The sequence below is a fragment of the Methylobacter sp. S3L5C genome (assembly GCF_022788635.1).
Taxonomy (GTDB): Bacteria; Pseudomonadota; Gammaproteobacteria; order Methylococcales; family Methylomonadaceae; genus Methylobacter_C.
Window position 1 is genome coordinate 2,995,885 of the sequence record NZ_CP076024.1, and the last position, 24,658, is coordinate 3,020,542.

Below are 24,658 nucleotides of genomic sequence, written 5' to 3' on the forward strand. Positions count from 1 at the left end.
CCTGTGGAACCTGTTGGCTGTTCTCAAAAAAGTGTCAGGCAACTAGTTTTTGTTGCCCGTTAAAAAGCCTTAGCCGGTCCATGTCGCGTTTAATTGTGCCGAGCTTTTGAATGTTACGCGATAACACGGCTAAGCCAACATAACGCTCGAAAGCCTCAATGCCATGATCAAGGCACTTATCCAGTCCATGTACTTCTAGCGCATTAATAGCCGATTCTACGGCGGAATGTTGCTTTTTTGCCTGTTTAAATTCCGCTGCGTATTCACGATTCTGGTCGGCTTTGGATAGCTTGCCTTTTTTGGGTAAAACGACTTGCTCAAGGAGGGCTTTCAGGTCGGTTTGATTGGCGGGACTGTGGAAGCCTTTGTCAAAGCTACAGGCGTTAAAGCGTAGGAATTTTGCTTGAGTCGCTTTAACCATCGGTACGGCGACTTTGTCGTCGGTAGTTTTTTGCATGACTTGACTGTGCAAGATAAAGCCCTGATGATCTTCCATGATACAGACCCGCAAGCCCAGTTCAACCGGGACTCCGGCTTTGCCTTTGCTGATCCATTCGGTGTGGGTCTGGAACAGGGAAAAGACTTTTTCATCATGGGGAATGGTTTCTCCTTGAATAGCGCGACGTCTAATCTGCTCGATTTGACGTTCGGCATGCAGGCTAAAAGTGCTCAGATCGGTAAGCAACACTTCTGGTATGTGAAAGTGATTTTTTAACGTCAACATACTGGCTTTAGTGCGCTCAAGATAAAACCCTGCCAAATCAATATAGTCCTGGTAGGCCTGTTTGATCTCAAGTGCTTTGGCGGCCTTGATAGCGTCATTTTTTGACGTGGAATGTTTGAGTTTTTGCAGCGTGCGATACCGCCTTTTAAATTTAGACAGGTTGTGCTTATGCAATCGCCATTCAGGCAAGGCATGTTGCAAGCTCCATTTGACGCACGTCCGAATCAGAATCCGGATCGCATCATGCAGTAAACTGATATCGGTTGGAAAATGCACGTTGGTTTTTAACACAAAAGAATCGCAACGGCCTCTGATCAGCGCATGAATATCCAGATCCAGTAATTGATAGCCGGCTCGAATAACTTCAGTACTAATACGCGCCATGATCGCTGGCGTAAACAGCTTGAGATTGTCTTTCAAGGTTTGCAGGCGATAGCGTTTGTCGGCATCAAAGCAACCAAGACCGAGCATTTCACGTAGGGTGTTATGCTGATTGGCCAACTCCAGAATGCGATCATAGTCTGTATTCAGTCCTACGCGTAGCGATCCTAACACCAAAATCGACCATTGATTCATACCGGGGCGGCCTTTGTCGATGGCAACGATTTTTGTCACTTCGGCGTCAATTTTAGTAGGCACCACATCCTCCAGTATTTTAAAAACAGCATCCCTTAATGGCTGAGTCGTATAAATGTGTTGCAAGCCCAGCAAGATGATCGGAATGTCATCACGGGAGGAAACATCTATTTTGATATCAGCAATATCGCGTTGACCGATGCTCATTTGTGGAGAAAATACCTTTCTCATCGGGAGTTTTCCAACGAGAATTTGAAAGCTGAGGCGCTTATCCGGGAGGTAGCTTTTGCCAAGCCCTTTTCGATGAAAATAATAATCATAATTATCAGCAAGTTACTTAAATTCAGCATTTTATACGCCAATAGGCTGTTATTTGATTTTCAATAGCCTATTTTATCGCAACTTATTGTTTTGTATTAAATAATTTATTACCGTTCAAACACTAAATAATTTATTACCGTTCAAGCACTAACTATTATTTGACAGTTTTAAAAAACCAATCTTAATGCCGGCCATTTAAAGCTGTAACTCCACGTTCGCTCATTTTTTCTAGTGGTTCGTAAGATTTAAAAACACTACATATAGTGTTTTCAGGAGTTTTTATAAGAAATTATCGCCTGGCGATGATTTGATGTCAGAAACTTCATGTCTTGTATCTAAAAAAATGATATTTAAAATTGAAAGCGAGTGATTTTGTCTTTTTTATGCAACAAATAATACCAATCTTTCGAACTGCCTTTAAAAATGGGCGAACCGTGAGCTGTAATATCGGTAACGCGATAAAAGTCTCCATCCGACCCACAAGAGTGACTAAATCGATATTTCCGACTGGTCGCCTGCTCATGGAAATAGGCAATTCAGAGATTCTCGGTGAGCTGCAGCGGCATACAATGAGACACAACTCTGGTTGAAAAGACAAGTCACAACCACATCGTCATCTTGCAAAAAAAAACGCTAGTACAGCTATCATTGAAGCTTCCGATTTAACCTTGGGCAAGCCGGCTTACTGTCGAAAGATGGAGGGAACTATAAAATAGGGACTTATTTTTAGTTCTGTTAGGCAAGCCTAAAATAGCCCGGCGTGCAATCAGGCGTTTTTTTTATAGGAGGCAAGTCACTTTTCGTTGAAAATAGTCCTTTTATAAAAGGCTATACCACAAACAATAATGCTCACACCTCCATTTACAATACGGCCTTGGCTGGCGGCTTTACCCTTTTCTCTGTTGACAGTGCCGGTGTATGCGGCAGATATTTCTTCAACGCCTCTCATCCAGCCCGTGCCACTATTTAGTCGTTCGTTTATGGCCCCAGAGCAGTCTGAAACTAAAGCGCCTGTAAAAGCTGATGATAAAGAACTCAAGGTAGCCGGTAACGGGGGAAATCAGACTGTCGTTACTGCGCATCCGGTTGATGTTTTTGAACTGCCCGATATAGAAGTCGTCAGTAATACGCCGTTGGGAACTACTGGCCTTGAACTTAAAAAAATTCCCGGTAATGTCCAGTCTGCTGAGGATGAGGACATTAATCGTCACGAAGCTTTTGGTTTGACGGACTTTATGAATCGTCGCCTGGAAAGCGTCAATATTAATGACACCCAGAACAATACCTACCAGCCGGATATTTCTTATCGTGGCTTTACTGCATCTCCTCTTTTGGGTACGCCTATAGGCATATCCGTTTATCAGGATGGCGTGCGTGTCAACGAACCGTTTGGCGACACCGTCAACTGGGATTTGATTCCGCAAATAGCAATTGCCAGCATGGAAATGATTCCGGGCTCCAACCCGTTATTTGGTTTAAATACACTCGGCGGCGCATTGTCAGTCAGAACCAAAAGCGGGATTAGTCATCCCGGCTTTAATGCGCAATCCAGTGGCGGCTCTTATGGTCGCCAAACTTATCAGGCCGAATACGGTGGCTCCAAAGGTAATTTTGATTGGTATGTTGCCGGCAATATTTTCCGTGACAATGGCTGGCGTCCTTATTCTCCAACCAGTGTTAATCAGACGTTTGGTAAGGTCGGCTGGGAAAATGATCGTACCGATCTTGATCTATCATTTACTTTTGCCGACAACAATATGCAAGGTGTAGGTGGTACCCCGCAAAACATGTTAGAGCAAAGCTGGACTGCTATTTATACGGCTCCAGACGTGACTAAAAATACCCTGTATTTTTTTAATCTAAAAGGTAGCCATAAGATTACTGATAAATTGCAATTGACCGGCAATAGCTATAATCGCAATAACAACAGCAGTAGCCTTAACAGTAATACCGATGGAAACTGTTCTAACGGGGTTACTGGGGTCACGGACTCTCAATGTTTTGATATCGACGGTAATCTTCTTGTTGATGCTAAAACTGGCGCTCCCGGCTCTTTTCAAGCCACTCAAACGAAACAAAACGGAACGGGTGTCAATTTACAATTAACTTCCGATTACAAAATCTACGCACATGATAATCAACTGGTCGTTGGTGGTGGTTATAATGTTGGTGATACCCATTTTTCTATGGGATCGCAGGATGCGGTTTTTATGCCAAACCGGAATGAAGTCGCCACCACTCCACTGGCAACCAGTGTGATGATCAATGGGCAAAATACTTACTCGACTGTTTTTGCTACCAATACTTATTCCTTGTTTGACTGGCTACATGCCAACACGTCAATAAACTGGATGCAGGCACAGGTTCGAACTACCGATCAAATAGGAACGGCACTGAACGGTAAAGACGTTTATCAACGTGCAAACCCGTCAGCAGGCTTAACGTTTAATCCATTGGATGCGTTTGCGTTGGACACCCCGCTTGAAGAATTTACGACCTATTTTAACTACAACGAAGGTTTTCGGGCACCGACTGCGGTTGAGTTAAGCTGCGCAGATCCCCTTGCACCGTGTAGTTTGCCGAACAGCATGATTTCCGATCCACCCTTGAAGGCCGTGGTTTCTCATACTTTAGAAGTGGGTGCGCGTGGCAAATTTAGTCAGGTGCTCAAATGGAATTTTGCGTTGTATCAGACTCGCAATACCGATGATATCTTGTTTCTGAGTAGCGAAGGTAGCAATGTAAATGGTTATTTTCAAAATGTAGGCGCAACACTACGTCAAGGTGCAGAGTTTGGTTTAAGCGGTCTGGCCTGGAATAAATTGAATTGGTATATGAGTTACGGTTTTGTTAATGCGACCTATCAAACGACAGCCGTGCTCAATAATGCACTGGGGCCGGAAACGGTTACACCGGGTAGTAGAATCCCCAGTATTCCGCAAAACACACTTAAGATTGGTGTCGAATATCAAGTATTTCATAACGGTTTTTTGGGCAGCGATTTACAGCATGTTTCCAGCCAATATGCCCGCGGCGATGATCAGAATCTCTATTCACAAATACCGGGTTATACGGTGGTTAACCTTAATGCCCGTTATGTTGTAACCAAAAATATTGAGTTGTTTGCCACAGGTCGCAACATTCTCGATAACCACTACACTTCGTTTGGACAACTGGGAACAAATTTTTTCCAAAACAATCAGTCAACTACATTTATGGGGCCGGGTGCGCCTGCAACCGGTTATGCTGGCATCCGCGTACATTGGAACTGATTAGTATTTTGTGGTTTATCTTCCTGAAAATATAACGTAAAACTAACCGGGCGAGGCTTGAAAAGCTGAAAAAATCGCCTGATAACCTCGCTCCGGCTGAGCATTGATGTGGTATACGTATCAGGAAGCTGAGGTCGCTGCTGTTAATCTCTAACGGTGCAAAAAGCACCGCTAGTCTACACACTCTTTTTTCCTTAAAGTAAAAACTGTCAAAGTTAAGAAAAAATAATCTCTGATTTTTATGTAACCATAAAATACTGTCTATTTTAACTAAAAATTGATTGTAGAGGCTAGCGTGAATTTTGCTGCTGTTGTACAATAATGCGCGTCATCTGCTTTAGGGATCAAACTTTTAAGTGTGGACTCATGGCGTTTAGTATTTTTATGTTTTCGTTCATCGTCAGTTTGGGTGCGAATGCTGTTTTATAAGCCGTATTCCAGCTTCTTTAATCTTTCTTCATCTTCTGATAGCGCTATAAATTACTCATATCAATTAGCAAAGATATTGATTTATAAAATACCATGAAATAAGGTTGTTTTATTAAATTATAGTTTATGGTTTTTGTAACAAGAATGAAGTACTATACCCACACAAATTTTAGTGTTTTTATTTTCACTAACTTTGTATCTGCGTAGTTCATTTTTGTTAAAAGACTTTAAACTTAGCCCTTGTAAAGTGAAAATTAGCTAATCAGATTCCGTAAACAATACTTATTCCATCAGCATCACGACAACTATGTGTCAATTAGCAGATGGGCATAATTTCAACGTTAAAAATAAGGCGTACTATGCAGATTTTTTTAAAACGGACGTACGATGCAGGCTTTTTTTTGCATCGCCTTTAGCTCTTGCATCAATTATTTTAGTAGCCAGTCCGGGTGTGGAAGCTACGCCAAGTTTTTCCCGGCAAACAGGGCAAAACTGTAGTACCTGCCATACGCAAGCTTTCGGGCCTAACTTGACGCCTTTCGGTCGCGATTTCAAATTGGGTGGCTATACCATGAGTGGCGGTTCCGGCATTGCTGCCAAATTACCAGCACTGAGCGGCATGGTAACGGGATCATTTACCAATACTCAAAAAGATCAACCCAGCGGCACTCTCGCTCCTGGTTATAATCAAAACAATAATTTCACTTTTGACCAAGCGTCTTTGTTTTATGCGGGTCGTGTCTATGGCAAAGTGGGCGCCTTCAGTCAGTTAACGTATGACGGTTATAGTGATCGGCTTGCCTTGGATAATACCGATATCCGTTTTGCCGACCAATTAGATTTGGATTCCTTAATAGGTTTGGATATTCCAATGACTTATGGGGTGTCTTTAAATAATAATCCAACCGTTCAGGACTTATGGAATACAACGCCAGTCTGGGGCTTTCCTTATACCAGTAGCGGCGTGCAACCGGGTAGTGTAGCTGCACCCTTGATTGACGGTGCATTGGGATCTCAAGTAGGCGGAGCTACCGCCTATACCATGATTAATAACCTGCTTTATCTGGAAGCGGGCGCTTATGGTTCATTTTCCAGCAATTCCCAGAGAGCCTTTGGTGTTGCCGGGCCTGACCGGGTTAGTCTGAGTAGTCCTGCGCCTTATTGGCGTGCCGCATTGCAACAGAACTGGAAAGGGCACTATTTCTCGGTAGGCCATTACGGTATGAGTGCCGATGTTGTTCCCGGACGTGACCAGACCAATGGTGCCGATCATTATACGGATGTTGCTGTCGATGCGAATTATCAATATATGGCGAATCCAAAACATATTTTTGAAGCCAAAACATCATATATCTATGAAGATCAGCGACTGTCTGCAGGACGACAGGCAGTCGGTGATCCTTCTACCGGTAACACCTTTTTGACGTCGTATAAACTGAATCTGGCTTATACCTTCAACCAGACTTACGGTATTACTTTCGCTTATAACAAAACTAACGGATCACGCGGCCCCATTATTGACCCTGCTGCTCCCGCTGATGCAATCAAACCCAATAGTCAATTTTATACCGCAGAATTGGTTTATGTCCCGTTTGGTAAATCCAGTTCGTATTTATATCTGATGAATTTGCGTACCAGCCTGCAGTATATAGGTTACTCTCAATATAACGGCACCAATACTGATGCCCAGAATAATAATACTTTCATGGTCAATGGTTGGTTGGCGTTCTAAGCCCAATTAACCTACCTGTTTTTTTCGAATCGATTTGCTGACCTTACAAAGTATGGGCAAGGTAAAAATGACCTTGCCTGTAGCTCTGCTTTCAGAAAACTTCACCACGATACTCATCTCCTCATTGTTTAAAAAATATTATGGTCAAAGAACGTTATACCCGCTTTAAAGATATTTCCGTTAGCGAACGAATTTTAAATACGGTGTTTTTGTTAACCATAGGTTTAGGTTATCTGATGGCGCTTGCGAATATGTATTACACCCATCAAGGGCTTGACGGTAAAGCAGGACTGTCTATTGAAGATGTTGTCATTAGTTATCATGGCTCAAGTAATCAAACGCGATTGGGTAGCGCAATTAACGGGATTATGGAATCCAATTTAAAATATAACAGCGATAAAGATATTATTTTGCAATGGATAGAGCATGGCGCCAACGAGCCGGAATATAACGAAAAAATCGCTCCGATATTAAATCGTGATTGTATCCTGTGTCATACACCCAGTGTTAATCCGTCATTACCTGATTTAACGCATTATGCGACGGTATCAGAGGTTGCGCATGCCGGTGGTGCAACAATTCCTACTTTGGTTCGCGTATCGCATATTCATTTATTTGGCATTGCCTTTATTCTGTTTTTTATTGGAGCCACTTGCAAAATTATCGACCGAAAAACGCGGTAAGTTGCACATGACTTCTAATAAGTCGTTTTTTGAACAAATGGCTCACTATTAGGCCATTTACACTGTAATCTTATCGTTTGTATAAGAATCAGGACATAGTTATCCCTACTATCCATAAAATAACCTTGTTATAGCCGTCAAAATGATTTCTAGGTCACTAAAATCACCATCTGATTGGCTGTTAAGGCAAGAAGGCCAAACATCAAATGACACATCACCTTTGCATGACCGCGGACTCGCACAACCCGTCCACCAAACTCATCTTTCAGTCGACCATTAACACGCTCAACAGTACTACGCTCGTTATAGCGTATTGCTTCGGCCATTCTATGTCCGACCAATCGACAACGTTTATTTTCAGCCGTCAGTTCTTCTTTTAAGGCTTTATCCCGACGAGGATGCACATCAATCAGCGGAATGTGCCCCAACTGTCGGCTCATGTCGTGAATCTGCGGCACATCATAAGCAGAATCCATGACATCATAAAGATTAGTAACGCGCTCATTACTTATTATTGCTAATGGAATAGCAACCTGGCTGTCGTGAGTAGAGGCGGAGGTCAATACCGCGCTGATAGGAATACCGCCATCCGCCACATCGATGTGTAACTTATAGCCGATCCAGCTGACTTTATAACCCTTACTGTTTTTCTTGGTGCCTACGTCGCAAGCTGTCGGCAAATCGTTAAGCATGTCCGCCATATCCATACCACTGGCTTGCCGCTCAATACGGGTCAATGGTTTAATGCGTTCTTCGCCTTTTTTAGGACGTCCACGTTTTGCTGCTATTTTCTGGATAGGTTCCTTTTTGAGCGGCTTTTCCCGTGCCTCTATCGCGGTTGAATCGCGAGAATTATGCCCCACGATTTCGCCTGCATAGCTTTTTTTAATAAACGCTTCATGAACCCGCTCAGGTAAACGATATTTCGAGAACTCGGCAAATGCCCTTGAGAATGTCCACTCATCAGGGACATCGTTTTTGCGCTCCCAACCGCAAATCCTTCTTAAGGCGCTATCAGCCTCTAATCGATCCAGTAAAGCGCGTGTCGTCGGCAGGTTATAAATCGTTTTTGCCACAAATGCCCTGGCTATGGCCGAGCGGTCTTGAGGCGGACGTCCTGGAAATCCAGCACTGGAATAGATGAATTCTTCGATGCGTACCACTTCTAAGGTGGTCACCAATTCCTGTTGTTTCTCGGTCAGTGGCCCCAGTTCTTCTGATAACCAAGGAAATAATGAGCTTTGTATATTAAGCCATGTCTGTGATAATGTATCTCGTAACCTACTCATACTATTAATAATAATTAGATTTTTAATCTTCTATTTTATCATTTTGAGCCAGTTGTTTTTCTTTTTTGGCTATTCTGGCTACTAATTCCGCTCGCTTTAACGGGTTTTGCAAGTTCCTCATTGGTAAAATGTTTTTGCTCTGTGACCTTAATGTTTATGTGAAAAGAGTCGCGGTAGTTATTCCTTTTGCTGCCATGCTTTTGGATATTTTGTCCTGGTTTATTACCAAATCCACGCCTGCGTTTGCCTATGTGGTTGTATATAGCGGAGCCTTAATGGGCTTGTCAATGGGCCTGCAAATCCTGCTCAGCATTTATCAGATGTGGTTTTATTCCAGGAAAATAACGGATAATTGATTGTTTCAGTATGTCACGTAGTGGTTCAAGCTTGTAACTATACAAGATATAACGGGGTGAGTTTTAAGAATAGTTTTATAAGCTTTTGAGCTGCGATAAGGCCTAAATTTCTATGAATACCAGAATGTTATGCAGTAATTGGGTTTGCCACACCCAGCACCGAAGCTTTTAACAGGAATATCTTAAAAGCGAGGCGAACAGGATTAATCGGTAACCTGGCAGGTTTTAGCTCGTTCTCAAGTTTCGGTTGGGAGCGCCATTTTCTTTTGCCGGGCAAAGAAAATGTTTTTGCCTTCGGGGCGATAATCAGATCAACATCACACGTTGCAATAATGCAACGAACGCTGGCTATATAATTATCTGCTTAACAGCAGTTAGCTTATGATAAAAATATCAAACCCCCGTTATTTTTCTCCCATTTTTACCTCGTGATGACCTTATTTTTTGGAAAAAAAGGTGATTTGATTAGCTGACAAATGCTGGCAGCTTATTAAACTATGTTATTTAACACAACGTAGTCTGTTTATTGTGTTAAATAACATAGTTTAATAAATAACATAATTCTATTTATAGGCTGTAGTCAGTATTTTCGTGGTGTGTGCTGATTGGCATCAAACGTGCTTTATCATATGAAGATTCTTTTTTCAAATATAACCACACGACACTTGCGATGCTTAACCTTATATTTTTTAACGAGCAAAAAAAATGGTTTCTTTTATATGGCATTTTTTTGATATTACCATTTCAAAATGTGTTGGCAACTACGTCGTTCGCAAGACAAACCGGTGAACCTTGTACGGCATGTCATGTGCAGGCTTATGGGCCTTGGTTAACGCAATACGGCCAAAAATTCAAGCTTGATGGCTATGTTGCCGGTCATGCCAACAAGTTACCTGACGTAATCAATCCGTTAGCCGTCCAAATAATAGGCTCGGTGACTAATACGCAGCAGAACAATGATAGTGACCCGTATTACAGTAATACCGCCGGACACTCAAACTCCAACAATAATGTGCTGGCTGACTGGGCGGCGGTGTATTACACCGGCCGGATTACTGATAAAATCGGCAGTTATCTTCAGTTGAACATCAATCCGCAAGCGGGACGCTCAGTCAGTCTTGCCATGGCCGATATACGGGTGGCTGATCATGCAAATATCAGGGGCAACGCTATTACTTACGGACTTACCGTAAATAATGCGCCGACTATATCTGATTTTTGGATGACAACGCCAGCGTGGATGTATCCTTACACCCAATCTTCAGTGACCATAAAACCCGCTGCCCAGCCTTGGCTACAGGCTTTAATGGCGGGTGCCAATACGGCCGGTGCAACCGCTTATACAATGATCAATAATCATCTTTATCTGGAAGCCGGTGGTTATACGTCTCAGTCGCAAAATATGGCGCAAGGCTTGGGAGTGTGGAACGCCGGCTCTCAAAGTTCAGGGCCGCAAGGTGGGCTTATTGATGGTGGTGCCCCTTATTGGCGGATGTTTCTACAACACAGTATGGGGCCACATACCATGATGATTGGCACTTACGGCTTGGCAGCCAAAGTTATTCCCTATTATACAACCGGTATTGGCAGCAATTCTTATGTGGAATACAATGCTGACGCCAATTATTCGTACATGCTGGATGACGATAATATGCTAATGGCAATGACCAAATATACGCATGACACGATGAAGATGGACGCTTCTTATCGGGGTGGCTATGCGAGCAATACCAGTAATTATCTCGACAGCGTTATGATGATGGGAATGTGGACTTACCGGCAGACTTACAATTTGTCGGTAGGGTGGAACTATATGAAAGGCAGTTCAGATATGACAATTTATAACGGTGCTGCAAATTATAATCCTGATAACCCGGTAAATCCTGTGTTTGGCAGTGCCAACGGCTCGCCAAACACTAATTCGTTTCTTTTTGAAGCGGACTATATACCGTTTGGTAAGGGCACCTTTGGCGCTGACCCCTATTTAAATATGCGTCTTTCGATACAATATTGGGCTTATACCCAATTTAATGGCGCATCGACAAACTATGATGGTTCAGGACGTAATGCGGCAGGAAACAACACGCTTTACTTTGTCGGCAACGTAATGTTTTGAGGTAAATCGCTATGAAATATAATTCAAAAACGAAGACTGTTGTAATGACTTCCATCCTGTTATGCCTGTTGGGTTTTTTCATCCAGTCTCATGCCGTGCGTCTATCCGGTTCATGCCCTACAAGCCACACTATGGATATGAGCGGGATGGCTACGAATAATAATGCAATTAAATCCGTTGGCAAGCTTGCAGAAGCGCAATGTAGTAATTGCCACGGGATAGACGGTAATGGCGTCAATGCCTCTGATGATGTACCTAATTTAGCGGGGCAAGAATTTATGTATTTGTGTGCCTGGCTAAGTGAATGTCGTAAACGAGGCAATAAATGTGAAGGTCATGAAGATATTGCTGCTCATCTTAGCGATCATGACATTGTTGGTTTAGCCATGTTTTATACCCACTCCCCCTCTAAATGGTAGCCTGAGTTATGGAAACTATTAAAATATTGCGGCTATTGATGGCCTGTGGCCTTATAGCGTTCACTTTCTATCTGTCTGGATGCTCAATCTTTGAAAAAGAAAATGCCGCCGATACCATGGCTGCGACAGAACAAACGGCTTACTATACTTGCGATGGATGCCATGGACCCAATAATATCCGTGTTGAGTCTATGTCACCAAAAATTATAGGACAGAAGAAAGTTTATCTTGCTGCCAAATTACGTGATTTCCGGGATATGAAACGGATTAATCCCTATATGAATGGTGTTGTGGCAAAACTTACCGATCAGGATATCGATAATTTGGCCGCTTATTATTCAAATTATGGGCGCAATTGATATGACTGTGCTTCGTCAATTGGGTTACCTTTATTCTCATGTTTGAGAGTGTATCCAAGGTGATTTTATAACCAGAAGCCAAGATAATTAGTCTTTCTAATAGAGGCATTAAGTCTTTAGAGCCCAAGCTGTTAACTTACAAAAGATCATCATGAAATATATAGGCATCGCTCTCCTGGCCAGTTTGGTCATTACTTTTTCTGCCAGGGCAGAGCAACCGCAGGATTTTCTCAGTATCTTTGCTGCACAGGCAAAGCTGGATAAGGCTGGTTTTGCCGGCTTTGATGTCAGTCGTGGTCAGCAATTCTTTAAGTCACAACACGGTGCTGACTGGAGTTGTTCTAGTTGCCACACCGATAATCCCACTTCGATGGGTCAACATATTGTGACTAAAAAAGACATAAAGCCAATGGCGCCATTAGTTAATTCTGAACGCTTTACCAATCCCGAAAAAGTTGAAAAATGGTTTAAACGCAATTGCAAGGATGTGCTGAAGCGTGAATGCACCGCTCAAGAGAAAGGTGATGTATTAGTCTACTTACTGTCATTGGGTCGCTAAAAAGATGAGAGAAATTTCGTGAGTCAACGCATACTCGTATGGGATCTGCCGACCCGTATTTTTCACTGGATGCTGGTGCTGAGCTTTACCGGGGCCTTTTTAACTGGTGAAAGCGAGCGTTGGCGTGACTTCCATGTGCTGTTTGGCTATACCGTGCTGGGTCTGGTCACGTTTCGTCTGATCTGGGGCGTTATTGGTTCGCGCTATTCACGTTTCTCGGAATTTGTGCGCAATCCGGTTTATGTCATTCGTTATCTTGTCCAATTAGTTAGAAGGCATGAACGGCATTCTGTCGGTCATAATCCACTGGGCGCATTTGCCATTCTGTTACTATTGCTGCTTGGCATTGCCAGTGGCATATCCGGTTGGGCAGTTTACGAAGAAATTGATAGTGATTGGTTGGAAGCGTTTCACAACTTAACATCTACTGCAATGTTGGTAGTGGTCTTTATACATATTACCGGTGTATTGTTTAGCAGTTACTTTCATGGTGAAAATCTTATCATTGCGATGATTACAGGTAAAAAGCGAGGAAGAACCGATCAGGGTATCTCTACTAGTCACCCTCTGATAACCATGCTCTTGTTAACAGCACTTATCGGCTTTTGGATTTTTGCCTGGCCCGGAGTCAAGAGATGAACAATGGTTTCGTAAAGTCTTACAGGGAGTTATGATAATCTTCTACGAACCATCTTTATTGGTACTGATGAGGTAGCATGGAATGTTATCGTTCAGCAGATTATGCTGCTTTATCAGAACGATTTAAGTCAATTTTTGGTATTTTATGCTTTAACTTGATGTTTAAGTTTTTAATTCTTGATTTTAAAGAATGCTGTTAAATAAGGCATTACAATCAATCATCTATGATGCTACACCTGAACTCATTGACGAAAATTCCTTGATTTATCTATCCTGGATAATTATAAGCGATAGTCTGACTTATAAAAGTATTAACACCGTTTCAATATAATGCCGTTAGCCACTGATATGGAACCGTCCTGATGGATTATCATAACCGCTAACGAACTGCGTCCCCGAAGTTTGGGAGGTTCTAGTTGCTTGCCGCTTTGGTTATCGGGCAACCATTTCGTAACGACTACCCGCACACGGTTTTAGCATTTTTTATAAGGCACAGAAACATTACATTTTTACCAACCGGTAAAAGATATATTTGGCTATTTCAGCCGTTGCAAGGTAAAGCACCACAATCACAGTCAGCATAACGATTAAAGACAACGGTAGCGGCACAAAGCCGACTAAATGTGCGATCGGTGTATAGGGCAAGATCAGCGTGATGATGACAACGGTTAAGGTTGCCGCTACCAGATATTTACCGGGTCGGGTTTTAAAAAAAGGGCTGCTGCTACGTACTACAAACACAATCATCGCCGCCGAAACCACCGATTCCAAAAACCAGGCCGTACGAAATTGTTCAGCCGAGACGTCTAGCGTTAGCAATAATCCAAAAGTCATAAAATCGAATAAGGAACTGACGATGCCAAAAGTGATCATGAATTTACGAATAAATTTAATATCCCAGCGTCGGGGCTGCGCGACCATTTGTGCATCAACATTATCAGAGGCTATGGTCATTTCCGGAAAATCAGTCAGCAAATTGGTCAACAGTATTTGCTTGGGTAACAACGGTAAAAAGGGCAGAAACAACGAGGCACCTGCCATACTGAACATATTACCAAAATTTGAACTGGTGGCCATAAAGACATACTTTAAGGTATTGGCAAAAGTCATCCGCCCCTCTTTTACACCTTGTACCAGTACCCCCAGATCTTTTTCAAGCAGGACAATTTGCGCCGTTTCCTTGGCGACATCCGCCGCGCTATCGACAGATATGCCAACATCGGCGGCGTGTAAGGCAGAGACATCATTAATACCATCACCCATATAACCCACGACAAAACCGGCTTTTTTCAACGCGAGGATAATACGTTCTTTTTGGTTCGGTTCGATTTCGGCAAATAAATTGACTCCCGCCACCTGATTAATTAGCGCCAGATCACTCATTTCGCGAATTTCGGAACCGGTAAGAATTTCGTGCTCGGCAACTCCCAGTTGCTTGGCGACTGTCGCTGCCACCAGTCGATTATCGCCGGTAATAATCTTGAGCGTTAACCCCAGTTCTCGTAATTGCTTGATCGTTTCAGTGCAGTCTGCTTTGGGTGGATCGAAAAATACCAGAAAACCCAAAAAACACATATCGCTTTCATCGGTTTTATCCAGATCGTTTTGGTTTGCCAATGTCTTACAGGCCAGTCCCAATGTACGAAACCCCTGCCTGCTAAAGGCATCATAACGCTGTTCAATTTGAGCACGCGCTTGGTCAATAGCAACCGAAGAGCCATCACTCATTTCTGCCTCAGAGCAAATGGCAAGAACATTAGTCAATGCACCTTTAGTCACCAGAATAGTGTTACCTTGATCTTTCAACAACAGGCTCAAGCGTTTACGATAAAAATCATAAGGAATTTTCGCGAGCTTCTCACAACCTTTTAAATCAAATTGCCGATACTGTCTGATCGCTTCATCAATGGGATTGCAAAAGCCGGTTTCGTAAACCGCATTGAGATAGGCATATCGCGCTATTTTATCGCTGGTGTTACCTGATAAATCCACGGCACTTTGCAGGTTAACAACGCCTTCGGTTAGTGTGCCGGTTTTATCTGAACAAAGTACGTTCATGCTACCAAAGTTTTCAATGGCGGCCAGTTGTTTGACGATAACTTTCTGTTCTGCCATGCGTCTGGCACCGTGAGCCAGATTGACACTGATTATTGCCGGCAATAATTGCGGTGTTAAACCAACGGCCAGTGCCAAGGCAAACAAGAACGAATCAATAACCGGTTTGGCAAGATAAACATTCACGGCAAAAATGAGTATGACCAAAATTAAAGTGATTTCCATCAGTAGATAGCCGAAACGTCTGACACCACGTTCAAATTCTGTTTCAGGCGCTTTGAGTTTGATACGGAGTGACAGTTTGCCGAATTCTGTCGCTTGACCTGTGGTAATCACCACGGCGGTAGCTTTGCCGCTTTGTACGTGTGTCCCCATCCATAAGGCGTTAGTACGCTGACTTAATGGTGTCTCTGCAGGCAATACTCCCGGCAGTTTTTCTGCCGGATAACTTTCTCCGGTTAAAATGGCTTCATCGATAAAAAGATTGTCGGACTCCAGAATTAAACAATCTCCCGGAATAACGTCCCCGGCTTTGAGCAAGATGATATCGCCAGGAATCAGGTTTTCGCTGGGAATCTCCGTTGCAATGCCATCGCGCAGCACGCTAACGGTAATTTGCACCATGGCGAGTAAGTTCTTTACGGCATTGGCTGCGCCTTTTTCTTGCCAGAAACCCAAACAACCGCTGATTAAAACAATGGTTAAAATTATGCATGCGTCCAGCCGGTCATTTAAAAAGAATGATAAGCCGGTAGCAAAGAGCAGAATGAGGATAATGGAGTTTTTAAACTGGGCAAAAAACAGCCGTATATTGCCATTTTGGTTGTTGTTATTTAATCGATTGGCACCATAGCGTTTTATTCGTCGCCCGGCTTCTTCATTGCTGAGTCCTTCAGGTGTTGTCGTTAACCGATTGAGTTGCTGCTGTGCGGAACAATTCCAGAAAGTGCTACCATTATCTGGAGTATTCGATTTTTCTGTGTTGTTCATTGCTGCATTCCATTGAGATTTAATTTTCACTTTTACCCGTTCAAAAGGGACAATGGTATATTGGCACCGATGTAGTTAACTCACCAAAATGCAATTCAAGGAGAAATAACTAATTTAGGGAAGTCCAAAACGCGATTTGACTTGTCCTGTATTACTCTGCGCCTTTTATGTAGTATTATCAGCTTATGATATATCGCATAGTAAAATGACTGTATGACTATTATTGTTCTTGTCTTTCTGATCGTTCTCAGCGGTGTCTTCGTTATGTCGGAAATGGCGATTGTGTCGGCACGCAAGGCGCGCTTGCAACAGTGGCGCGAAGACGGCCGAACCGGTGCCGGTTGTGCGCTCGCACTCGCCAATAAGCCCGCGAATTTTCTTTCGACAGTACAGTTTGTTATCACGGTTATCTCGATTCTTAGTGGTGCAATAGGCGAACACACCTTGTCCGAACAAGTTGCCGGAAGTCTCGCTCAGATCGCATGGCTAGAGCCTTATGCCGACCGACTGGCATTCTGGATCCCGGTGACAGGAATAGCGGTTTTCTCGCTAATTATTGGCGAACTCGTCCCCAAGCGCTTGGCCCTTTTAAATCCGGAAGGCATCGCCAGCACCATGGCTCAGCCGATGGAGCTTATCTCAGTAATCGCATTTCCTCTGGTGCGGTTAATGAACTTCGCTACTAATCTGGTGCTTTGGATGCTCAGGGTAAGGACACCGGGATATCCTCCCATCACCAAAGAAGAAATCAACGTGCTCATGGAGCAGGGCGCGGAAGCGGGGGTGTTCGAAAAGCACGAGCAGGCACTGGTGTCGCGTATTTTTCGGCTGGACGATCAAGCGATCAGGAGCGTGATGACACCTCGGGGCGATATCGTGTATGTTGATCTGAATGACTCCTTTGAGACCAACCGTAAAAAGTTGTTGCGCAGTGGTCACTCGCGGCTTCTCATCTGCTACGGTGGGCTCGGTAATGTGGCCGGTATACTTCGGGCCAAATCCGTGCTGGATGCTTTCCTTGAAAGCAAGCCATTTGATTTTGCAAGCGATGCTATTAAGCCGCTTTATGTGCCGGAAACCTTGACGATGATCGAATTGCTCGAAGCCTTCTAAAAGCACCGCCAGCATCTCGCCTTGGTAATTGATGAATATGGCGAGCATCAGGGACTGGTGACGCTGAATAACGTGATGGAGATATTGGTCGGAGATGTCGCGATCGTCGAAGACGAAGCGCAACCCGAAATTGTGCAAAGAGAAGATGGATCATGGCTAGTTAGCGGCAATATTTCAATCGAACGTTTTAAGGTGGCTTTGAAACTCGATTACCACCTACCGGGTGAGGATATTCAGGCCTACCGGACGTTGGGTGGCTTTGCCATGATCTGCCTCGGACGCGTGCCACATGTCGAAGATCAATTCGTCAGTACCGGCCTTCGGTTCGAGGTCGTCGACATGGATCAGAATCGTGTGGACAAACTCATCGTCTCTAGGATCAGCGTGGAACCGATCCCTCTGGATGAAGTAAAGCTCGGTAAGCAAGACGAAGATAAGTAAGAGCCGCTGTTATTCGAAACCGAACGTGAGTCAAGGCGAAAATCTGCAAATGACTTCGTTTAATTTTGTCCTAAATAAAGGCTGCTTAAGGAGCTGCGATAGAACTATCAAAGTAACCATTGAAAATCAATAAATTTGCAGTTAGCTGGTCGGCATTAGTACTCCGGACTTATGAGGATTGCGATGCCCGACATATTCTTCAAGTGCTGCACGGAATTACCAGCGATTTACTCTGTGTACCAGTTTAACTATATGAAGATAGCTCTCGTTATGTTTGCCTTGTGTGAAACTGATTGAAGAACTCATTACAAAATGAAGCCATCTAACCAACCTTACTGTTGAAAAATTGATTTCTTTAATGACTCTAATTTGAAAGAAGAATCTATGCAAAAAAAATGAACTCCTGTCTTAAGTTAAACACTTAGAAGCGTAAATCACCTCTATTGACGTGTTAGACTTTGGGCGTCCAAATCGATCCAGTATGTATATTCAAATTAACCGAAATATACAAAAAACACTGCCTCGAAATTTATTAACGCTGAGCTAATATAAAAAGACAATGAATCTATCAAAAAGTGGATATGTTTTTTCCGGCACTTGCCTTTCTGCTTTATGCTTGTAGCAGCAAGGCACCTGTCGTCAAGTACGATAACACTATGATATACCAAACCATGATTCAACCGCGAACGGTTCCATGGCAAAATATCTATAACTCGAAGGCTCGCTCCGGCATATTCCAAAAACCAGTCGAACTAGAACCTGCAGTAGAATTCTGATGTAAAACCTATGCGACATGGCATCGTTCGGAAATCGCAATTCACGACGACCGTTATCTGGATGTGATATACGAAGTGATGGTATTGCCCGGCTATGTCGATGAAAGTCTGACCAGCGAGCAAAAGGAAATGATCAAGCAACGCTGTGATTTTTGGAAAGTCCAATTGTTCGTTTTAGAGAGTAAATTTCGCTACCACGCACCGTTAAATCCTATTGACAGGCAAATAATCGCTAAATTGCAAAGTAGCGGCAGACAACTTAACAGCGCATTGAACGGCGCTGCCGAGCGGGTGCGTTCCCAACGTGGTACCCGCGAACGTTTCATACATGGACTCGAGATCAGTCGCCGCTATGATGGGCCATTTAGAAAAATATTCCGTGATGCCAGCTTACCGGAAGATTTGGCCTACCTGCCACATGTCGAATCCTCGTTTCAACCGGCAGCCAAATCCTCCGCCGGTGCCATGGGCATGTGGCAATTTACCAAAGGCGCAGCGAAAACTTTCATGCCCGGCGGGAGAGTGGATCTATGCCTTGATCCTTTTCTTCAGCCATCGGTGCAGCCAATTACCTGAGTTACGCCTATAGTAAACTGGGTGACTGGCCAGCAGCGATTACCTCCTACAACCACGGTATCGGCGGCATGAAACGTGCACAAAATCAAGTCGGTCGGGATTTTGCTCACATCGTAAAGCTGTATGACGGCCCGGCGTTCGGTTTTGCCTCCCGAAACTATTATGCCCAATTTTTAGCGGCACGTGAAATTGCCAGCAACCCGATGCAATATTTTCCGTAAGGCGCGTAATACGAAAATATCTAAAGATAAGCGTTTGTATACGGGGATCGTGTATTACCATTTTCTTACAGTGGTATTGGCTATATTAATCAACTGTTTGCCTAATCTCGCAATATAATTTAGCGAGATAAAGAAAGATCTGTCCTTCCATATATTGGGTGTTTTACACTACATATTTGATGATAACTGGTTGCTTTTCACCTTTTATACTGAAATGATTATTACCAATCATATCTTACTGATTGAATTATATAAATTTTCAGTTATTGGCCTATAAATTGCTAAAAATATGTAGAACGTCTTAATAAACGTAGTCTTGCAAAAATTGACTTCATCAATATCCGAGGTAACAATGATGAATAAAAATAGATCGGCGTCTTATGGAGTTTTATGCTTTTTTTTAAAAAAATAATGTAGGGATTACTTTATGAAATACACACATCAAATGACGATATCTATTTTTGTTCGATCAGTTCTAATAACTGATCGAAATGCCGTGGCTAAATCGACGGATGTCGCTGATACACTCTGACAGAATGACTAGTGCATAGAGAATCCGGTATAAAACAAACTACGGTCTAAGCAGGAAAACCAAGCTGCACGGCCTTTTCGGCAGCGTTATGTCGGATTTAATTTTTGAAAAATACCGCCGATGCGGAATGGAGATTTCAATGAAACAAATCACAGCAGTATTTATGGTCATTGCCTTAATCGGCCTAATGACGGGCAATCCTGTATGGGCGCATGGTGGTGGGGGTGGTCATTATGGCGGTGGTTATGGTGGAGGCGGTCATTATGGCGGTGGTCACTATTATGGTCATGGCTATTATAACGGCTACTATTATGGGGGGCTCGGCTTGGGACTGGGTCTAGGGTATGGTCTGGGCTATTATGGGAATCCTTATTATGTCTATCCCCCCGCTGTGATCGCTGTGCCGACAGCACCGCCGGTTTATATCCAACAAGCCCCTCCGGTAGTCCAACAAAATCCATCCGGTTACTGGTATTACTGTAACAACCCACAAGGTTATTACCCTTCTATCAAGGAGTGCCTCGGCGGTTGGCAACAAGTAGCACCAATACTGCCACGCTAAGCAAAGGAGAATTAATATGTCACGTTTTATTATGGTAATTTCTATCACAATCATACTGGCAGTAACGGGTTGTGTCAGCATGCCCAGTGGCCCTAGCGTTATGGTACTGCCTGGCTCAGGAATGTCTTTTGAACGGTTTAGTACTGACAATTCTGTCTGTCAGCAATTCGCCTCTTTTCAGGTAGGCGGTACTACTGCCAATCAGGCGCAAATGAGTAGCGGCTTTACTAGCGCCGCAGTCGGGACAGCTGTCGGGGCGGCTGCTGGCGCTGCCATAGGTGCAGCTAGCGGCAATGCAGCCGCCGGCGCTGCTATAGGCAGTGGCACCGGCTTAATTGGCGGTAGTATGGTCGGAGTAGGGAAGGCCAGTAGCTCCTATTACGAGGCTCAACAGCGCTACGATACCGCTTATATACAGTGCATGTACGCCAAAGGCCATCAAGTTCCGGTATCTGGGCAGTTCTCAGGGGCAATACCAAAAGAAGTAATTGTTTTACCGCCACCTACTTTATCTGGTCCATCCTCATCCGAGGATATTCCACCCCCGCCATCCGGCTCACCACCACCAGCGCCACACAATAGTATTGTCGGAGTTATGCATTGACAAATAGACACACATATTGCGCTGCTGGTAATAATACCTCCCCTCCGCCAAAATTCAAACTGCTCTTACATGAATCCTATCATTTTCTACGGCTTAAAAGTTTGTAAATACGGTAAAAGTAATAGCGAATAATAAGAAGATTCTGAACAAGTGCATCGAAGCTAATTTTTTAATAACTAATTTCCATGCATTTTATTGAGGTATATACGATCAATACTTCGGATAGTTTTTATCAGATCACAGTCCGTAGAAAGTTAACTAATTAAAAAATATAGAGTTTAACTTTTTAAGTGATATTTTTAAAGTTCTTTAAAATAACAATACTTCGGACAGTTTTGATTTGATTAAAAAATAGTCTGGAAGCCTCCAACATGTGAAGATGTAGTCAACGACGATAACAGCCCAACACGCCAAAGGCTTCCATGCACTTAATAGAACCCATTCTGCAGCAAATGTCCAGCGTAGCAAAACCACAACGTAAGTGAAATGGTTTAATTAAACAGGACACTTCTACAATACCTTCGCCAATTGGTATGAGTGATTTATACTCGATGTTCAAGTTTTTAAATTCTTTACATTCTTATTTTTGGCAAATCATCCAGCGGCACGGTACTGTAGCGAAGTCGTGGGTTCCAGTCGGCCTAAATCTCTGCCAACCATATGCTTGCCGGAAGGCATTAACTGAAAAATATCGTCAACAAGTACAGCCAATTCTTTAAGTTTCTCTGCTGGATTCTGGTGCTCCAGCAATGTTTTGATAAATTCGAGCAGCACATCCATTTGAGACTTTCTTTGCAGGCTACCTACGGTATACGCGGGCAGTTTGTTTTCTATACGGGCCATCTGCTCTGGGTGAAGGAGAAGGCAATGGTCAAGCAACAGACTCAGAATCAGGCCACGGCTTGATCCCTCTTCATCCAATTGTTTGGCCTCACGCCCCCATCCTTCATAAAGCTTCCAGTCCTCAAAGAAAACCTCTACAAGCCATCTCAATGTGTAGGCTTGAATAATATCCATGGTGCGCCACGTCATATTGGTGGCCACTAAATAGCGGTAATCGCTTTCGCCTTCATATTTCAGGGCAACGACTAAGCGTTTCTTGCCATGCGCAAGCACTTTTAATCGAGCACTGCTCACGGTCGCTTTAACCTCTTCACCGCCACGCACCCGCAAAGTCACTTCTACGCCGTTGTTGATGGTATTGAAATAGTCCTTCAAATTCCTTTTCTTGCTTCGATATTCAATGATCTGGTTCTCGCGTAACTGGCTGATAACTTGGTTAATATCAAATATCCGTGAAGCGGTATCCATAAAACCCGCTTCGCCGTACAAGGCATCAGCCAACACGGCTTTGATTTTGATATCACCATGGGCATCCTTAAAAGCTTGCAGCAGTCGTAAAGCAAGTTGCGTTTTTGTTGGATACCGACTATCGCGCATAGGCTGAACAGGGCGATCTTTTTTCGCCATGCCCGCTTTTTTCAAGCGTTTATCTTCCTTACTCCATGCCGTTAGCGCCGGATCAGGCCTGTAAAAAGCAAAGCCTACCGGAAGCGTGACGGTCTGCGTCACCAGCAATAATAAAACCACCGTCTGTCCGTTGACATAGCCCCCTGAAACCTTGTGTTTTTGCTTATGAACGCCATAAATTCGCTTGGTTCGCTTTGAGCGTGCCCGATCCGATTCATCGAGGACCAGTACACCTTCTGTAATCCCGTGCCGTTTCAAAACCAATGTCACACTCGCCAAAAGCAAATAATCCCAGGCTACTTTTGCTTCGCGAAACATCCACGAAAGTGCGGCAATCTTGCGTTCTCCCAAGCTCGCACGCTCGAACTTCGCCCAGCACACCGAATTGGTCAGTAATATTCCCGTCAAACAAAATCCCAACCAAATCTTTTGTAGTGGCGTCAGTTTAGCGGTGGGCTTTAGCTTTCTCAGAGCCGCATCTAAATCGGTGACAAAAGTTTTTATAAACTGCGCAGGCTCGTTCATCAACATATTGTTGAAATACGTCCAATTCTAGCACTGATTGGCTTACCCGTTTTCCTGCTGTTTTTCTAAGCTAAAAAACTTGAACATTGAGTGATCAGACTTTGTAATACTCAAAATTCTACCAGAATAGTGCTTGATCTTTATCTTATTATTTGCGTATCTAACTGTAACTTATAGATTAATTACATTTGCGGTAGCAGTATTAGTGTGGGACGCCTATTTATCTGTCAAAGCCAATAAAGGCTCTGCAGGTATTGATGGGCAAACAATGGAGGATTTTGAGTCTGAATTGAAAAACAATTTGTATAAAATCTGGAATCGACTGTCATCAGGAAGTTATTTCCCTCCACCCGTAAGGCGTGTAGAGATTCCGAAGTCTAATGGTCAGGTACGGCCACTAGGAATACCAACCATTTCGGACAGAATTGCACAAATGGTCATTAAGAAACGTTTGGAACCCCTTGTGGAACCTTACTTTCACCCTGATTCGTATGGGTATCGTCCGGGAAAATCAGCGCTTGACGCCATAGCGAAAGCCCGTGAGCGGTGCTGGAGAGATGACTGGGTTTTAGATATGGATATTAAAGGATTCTTTGATGCTTTAGATCATGCATTAGTATTGAGAGGCGTATCAAAATTTACTCAGTGTAAATGGACACTGCTTTACATCGAACGTTGGTTAAAAGCCGATGTCATTCTCCCAAATGGTGAGCTATTGCAACGTACGCAAGGCACTCCACAATGGGGCGTGATCACGCCATAGACACAAAAGATAACTTTGAATTTGAACGGCAGATAGAATTCAGTCGTTCAAATTTACCAGTTGACATGAGACGTAAAAGGTAATAAATATATGTCTCATGACGCGATCCTCAAATACCGACAAAACCCACCGGCTGAATGCCGCATTCAACTTGCTGGCACAGGACTGCCCCTTGGCCGAAGCTGCCGAAGCATTGACCCAACAGTTTGGCTTGTCTCGCCGACAGGCATACCGATATCTTCAGGAAGCGCAGGGAATCGATGCGCCAGTCTTGGTCGCTTCACCCTCTATTCCGATCACCATCAAAATACCTGCGGATGTCGTGGAGCGGCTTCGGTCGCATGCTCAAACCAGCGGTATGGCTATTGGCGAGATTGTGGCACATGCCATCGTCAGTTTTCTCGACAAGTTGCACCGCCATGGCTAATCGCCATCGGCGAAGTCATGATATTGAGTTGGAATTTGCTTTTGATCGTCTGCATGTCACAAAACTGGAGCAGGTCTTTGCCATCCTGGTTCCGAACCAGGAACGTCGAATTGATGAATCCACAGGACT

At 43.6% G+C, this 24,658-nt stretch carries 21 protein-coding genes; 17 read left to right on the forward strand and 4 right to left on the reverse strand.

The genetic code is table 11. The features are described from left to right. Positions 1 to 34: 34 nt before the first annotated feature. The gene (locus KKZ03_RS13405) at positions 35 to 1,531 is read right to left on the reverse strand and encodes an ISNCY family transposase (RefSeq protein ID WP_243217103.1); all 1,497 of its coding nucleotides are present in this window, start codon (positions 1,529 to 1,531) and stop codon (positions 35 to 37) included. Between the two features lie 935 nt (positions 1,532 to 2,466). Here KKZ03_RS13405 and KKZ03_RS13410 point away from each other — a divergent pair. The 3 genes from KKZ03_RS13410 (at position 2,467) to KKZ03_RS13420 (ending at position 7,737) form a co-directional block, all read left to right on the forward strand. After that, positions 2,467 to 4,893: a TonB-dependent receptor gene (locus KKZ03_RS13410; RefSeq protein WP_243217330.1), complete on the forward strand. Its 2,427-nt coding sequence runs from the start codon at positions 2,467 to 2,469 to the stop codon at positions 4,891 to 4,893. A gap of 736 nt (positions 4,894 to 5,629) precedes the next feature. Further along, the gene (locus KKZ03_RS13415; protein WP_243217331.1) at positions 5,630 to 7,054 is read left to right on the forward strand and encodes a cytochrome C; all 1,425 of its coding nucleotides are present in this window, start codon (positions 5,630 to 5,632) and stop codon (positions 7,052 to 7,054) included. Positions 7,055 to 7,194: 140 nt separating this feature from the next. Beyond that, on the forward strand, positions 7,195 to 7,737 hold the full coding sequence (locus KKZ03_RS13420; protein WP_243217332.1) for a hypothetical protein: 543 nt from the start codon (positions 7,195 to 7,197) through the stop codon (positions 7,735 to 7,737). A gap of 149 nt (positions 7,738 to 7,886) precedes the next feature. Here KKZ03_RS13420 and KKZ03_RS13425 read toward each other — a convergent pair whose 3' ends face one another. Next, positions 7,887 to 9,026: a transposase gene (locus KKZ03_RS13425; RefSeq protein ID WP_243217333.1), complete on the reverse strand. Its 1,140-nt coding sequence runs from the start codon at positions 9,024 to 9,026 to the stop codon at positions 7,887 to 7,889. A 128-nt stretch (positions 9,027 to 9,154) separates the two neighbouring features. Between KKZ03_RS13425 and KKZ03_RS13430 the strand changes: the two genes are divergently transcribed. The 6 genes from KKZ03_RS13430 (at position 9,155) to KKZ03_RS13455 (ending at position 13,474) form a co-directional block, all read left to right on the forward strand. After that, on the forward strand, positions 9,155 to 9,382 hold the full coding sequence (locus KKZ03_RS13430; RefSeq protein WP_243217334.1) for a hypothetical protein: 228 nt from the start codon (positions 9,155 to 9,157) through the stop codon (positions 9,380 to 9,382). A gap of 730 nt (positions 9,383 to 10,112) precedes the next feature. Next, positions 10,113 to 11,498, forward strand: a complete 1,386-nt coding sequence (locus KKZ03_RS13435; protein ID WP_243217335.1) for a hypothetical protein — start codon at positions 10,113 to 10,115, stop codon at positions 11,496 to 11,498. A gap of 11 nt (positions 11,499 to 11,509) precedes the next feature. Next, entirely contained in the window at positions 11,510 to 11,917 is a 408-nt protein-coding gene (locus KKZ03_RS13440; protein ID WP_243217336.1) for a c-type cytochrome, read from the forward strand. An 8-nt stretch (positions 11,918 to 11,925) separates the two neighbouring features. Next, positions 11,926 to 12,276 carry a c-type cytochrome gene (locus KKZ03_RS13445; protein WP_243217337.1) on the forward strand — a complete coding sequence of 117 codons (351 nt, stop codon included), beginning with the start codon at positions 11,926 to 11,928 and terminating at the stop codon, positions 12,274 to 12,276. 151 nt (positions 12,277 to 12,427) lie between these two features. Beyond that, the gene (locus KKZ03_RS13450) at positions 12,428 to 12,835 is read left to right on the forward strand and encodes a DUF1924 domain-containing protein (protein ID WP_243217338.1); all 408 of its coding nucleotides are present in this window, start codon (positions 12,428 to 12,430) and stop codon (positions 12,833 to 12,835) included. A gap of 18 nt (positions 12,836 to 12,853) precedes the next feature. Beyond that, on the forward strand, positions 12,854 to 13,474 hold the full coding sequence (locus KKZ03_RS13455) for a cytochrome b/b6 domain-containing protein (protein WP_243217339.1): 621 nt from the start codon (positions 12,854 to 12,856) through the stop codon (positions 13,472 to 13,474). A gap of 501 nt (positions 13,475 to 13,975) precedes the next feature. Here the strand turns inward: KKZ03_RS13455 and mgtA are convergent. After that, positions 13,976 to 16,519, reverse strand: coding sequence for a magnesium-translocating P-type ATPase (mgtA, locus tag KKZ03_RS13460; RefSeq protein ID WP_243217340.1), 2,544 nt, complete (start codon positions 16,517 to 16,519; stop codon positions 13,976 to 13,978). A gap of 213 nt (positions 16,520 to 16,732) precedes the next feature. Between mgtA and KKZ03_RS13465 the strand changes: the two genes are divergently transcribed. The 6 genes from KKZ03_RS13465 to KKZ03_RS13490 all read left to right on the forward strand — a co-directional run bounded on the left by KKZ03_RS13465 (position 16,733) and on the right by KKZ03_RS13490 (position 21,344). Beyond that, the gene (locus KKZ03_RS13465; RefSeq protein WP_243217341.1) at positions 16,733 to 17,632 is read left to right on the forward strand and encodes a hemolysin family protein; all 900 of its coding nucleotides are present in this window, start codon (positions 16,733 to 16,735) and stop codon (positions 17,630 to 17,632) included. Positions 17,633 to 17,653: 21 nt separating this feature from the next. Then, positions 17,654 to 18,073, forward strand: coding sequence for a transporter associated domain-containing protein (locus KKZ03_RS13470; protein ID WP_243217342.1), 420 nt, complete (start codon positions 17,654 to 17,656; stop codon positions 18,071 to 18,073). 854 nt (positions 18,074 to 18,927) lie between these two features. Further along, a complete protein-coding gene (locus tag KKZ03_RS13475) occupies positions 18,928 to 19,425 on the forward strand; it encodes a transglycosylase SLT domain-containing protein (RefSeq protein ID WP_256452030.1) in 498 nt (165 codons plus the stop codon). Between the two features lie 68 nt (positions 19,426 to 19,493). Further along, positions 19,494 to 19,646: a hypothetical protein gene (locus KKZ03_RS13480; RefSeq protein ID WP_243221752.1), complete on the forward strand. Its 153-nt coding sequence runs from the start codon at positions 19,494 to 19,496 to the stop codon at positions 19,644 to 19,646. A 671-nt stretch (positions 19,647 to 20,317) separates the two neighbouring features. Continuing rightward, entirely contained in the window at positions 20,318 to 20,740 is a 423-nt protein-coding gene (locus KKZ03_RS13485; protein ID WP_243217343.1) for a hypothetical protein, read from the forward strand. Between the two features lie 16 nt (positions 20,741 to 20,756). Then, positions 20,757 to 21,344 carry a glycine zipper family protein gene (locus tag KKZ03_RS13490; RefSeq protein WP_243217344.1) on the forward strand — a complete coding sequence of 196 codons (588 nt, stop codon included), beginning with the start codon at positions 20,757 to 20,759 and terminating at the stop codon, positions 21,342 to 21,344. A gap of 594 nt (positions 21,345 to 21,938) precedes the next feature. Here KKZ03_RS13490 and KKZ03_RS13495 read toward each other — a convergent pair. Continuing rightward, a complete protein-coding gene (locus KKZ03_RS13495; protein ID WP_243217345.1) occupies positions 21,939 to 23,339 on the reverse strand; it encodes a transposase in 1,401 nt (466 codons plus the stop codon). A gap of 205 nt (positions 23,340 to 23,544) precedes the next feature. Here KKZ03_RS13495 and KKZ03_RS13500 point away from each other — a divergent pair, with 205 nt between their 5' ends. Both KKZ03_RS13500 and KKZ03_RS13505 read left to right on the forward strand, forming a co-directional pair. Then, positions 23,545 to 24,102 (forward strand): reverse transcriptase domain-containing protein, encoded by a 558-nt coding sequence (locus KKZ03_RS13500; RefSeq protein WP_243217346.1) that lies wholly within the window; start codon positions 23,545 to 23,547, stop codon positions 24,100 to 24,102. Between the two features lie 97 nt (positions 24,103 to 24,199). Next, positions 24,200 to 24,529: a hypothetical protein gene (locus tag KKZ03_RS13505; protein ID WP_243217347.1), complete on the forward strand. Its 330-nt coding sequence runs from the start codon at positions 24,200 to 24,202 to the stop codon at positions 24,527 to 24,529. The last annotated feature ends 129 nt before the right edge of the window (positions 24,530 to 24,658 follow it).

Excerpts from the sequence above, each read along its gene's own strand:
- KKZ03_RS13405 (WP_243217103.1), bottom strand. The coding sequence starts at position 1,531 with ATGAGAAAGGTATTTTCTCCACAAATGAGCATCGGTCAACGCGATATT.
- KKZ03_RS13410 (WP_243217330.1), top strand. The coding sequence starts at position 2,467 with ATGCTCACACCTCCATTTACAATACGGCCTTGGCTGGCGGCTTTACCC.
- KKZ03_RS13415 (WP_243217331.1), top strand. The coding sequence starts at position 5,630 with ATGTGTCAATTAGCAGATGGGCATAATTTCAACGTTAAAAATAAGGCG.
- KKZ03_RS13420 (WP_243217332.1), top strand. The coding sequence starts at position 7,195 with ATGGTCAAAGAACGTTATACCCGCTTTAAAGATATTTCCGTTAGCGAA.
- KKZ03_RS13425 (WP_243217333.1), bottom strand. The coding sequence starts at position 9,026 with ATGAGTAGGTTACGAGATACATTATCACAGACATGGCTTAATATACAA.
- KKZ03_RS13430 (WP_243217334.1), top strand. The coding sequence starts at position 9,155 with ATGTTTTTGCTCTGTGACCTTAATGTTTATGTGAAAAGAGTCGCGGTA.
- KKZ03_RS13440 (WP_243217336.1), top strand. The coding sequence starts at position 11,510 with ATGAAATATAATTCAAAAACGAAGACTGTTGTAATGACTTCCATCCTG.
- KKZ03_RS13445 (WP_243217337.1), top strand. The coding sequence starts at position 11,926 with ATGGAAACTATTAAAATATTGCGGCTATTGATGGCCTGTGGCCTTATA.
- KKZ03_RS13450 (WP_243217338.1), top strand. The coding sequence starts at position 12,428 with ATGAAATATATAGGCATCGCTCTCCTGGCCAGTTTGGTCATTACTTTT.
- mgtA (WP_243217340.1), bottom strand. The coding sequence starts at position 16,519 with ATGAACAACACAGAAAAATCGAATACTCCAGATAATGGTAGCACTTTC.
- KKZ03_RS13465 (WP_243217341.1), top strand. The coding sequence starts at position 16,733 with ATGACTATTATTGTTCTTGTCTTTCTGATCGTTCTCAGCGGTGTCTTC.
- KKZ03_RS13475 (WP_256452030.1), top strand. The coding sequence starts at position 18,928 with ATGGTATTGCCCGGCTATGTCGATGAAAGTCTGACCAGCGAGCAAAAG.
- KKZ03_RS13480 (WP_243221752.1), top strand. The coding sequence starts at position 19,494 with ATGAAACGTGCACAAAATCAAGTCGGTCGGGATTTTGCTCACATCGTA.
- KKZ03_RS13485 (WP_243217343.1), top strand. The coding sequence starts at position 20,318 with ATGAAACAAATCACAGCAGTATTTATGGTCATTGCCTTAATCGGCCTA.
- KKZ03_RS13490 (WP_243217344.1), top strand. The coding sequence starts at position 20,757 with ATGTCACGTTTTATTATGGTAATTTCTATCACAATCATACTGGCAGTA.
- KKZ03_RS13495 (WP_243217345.1), bottom strand. The coding sequence starts at position 23,339 with ATGAACGAGCCTGCGCAGTTTATAAAAACTTTTGTCACCGATTTAGAT.
- KKZ03_RS13505 (WP_243217347.1), top strand. The coding sequence starts at position 24,200 with ATGACGCGATCCTCAAATACCGACAAAACCCACCGGCTGAATGCCGCA.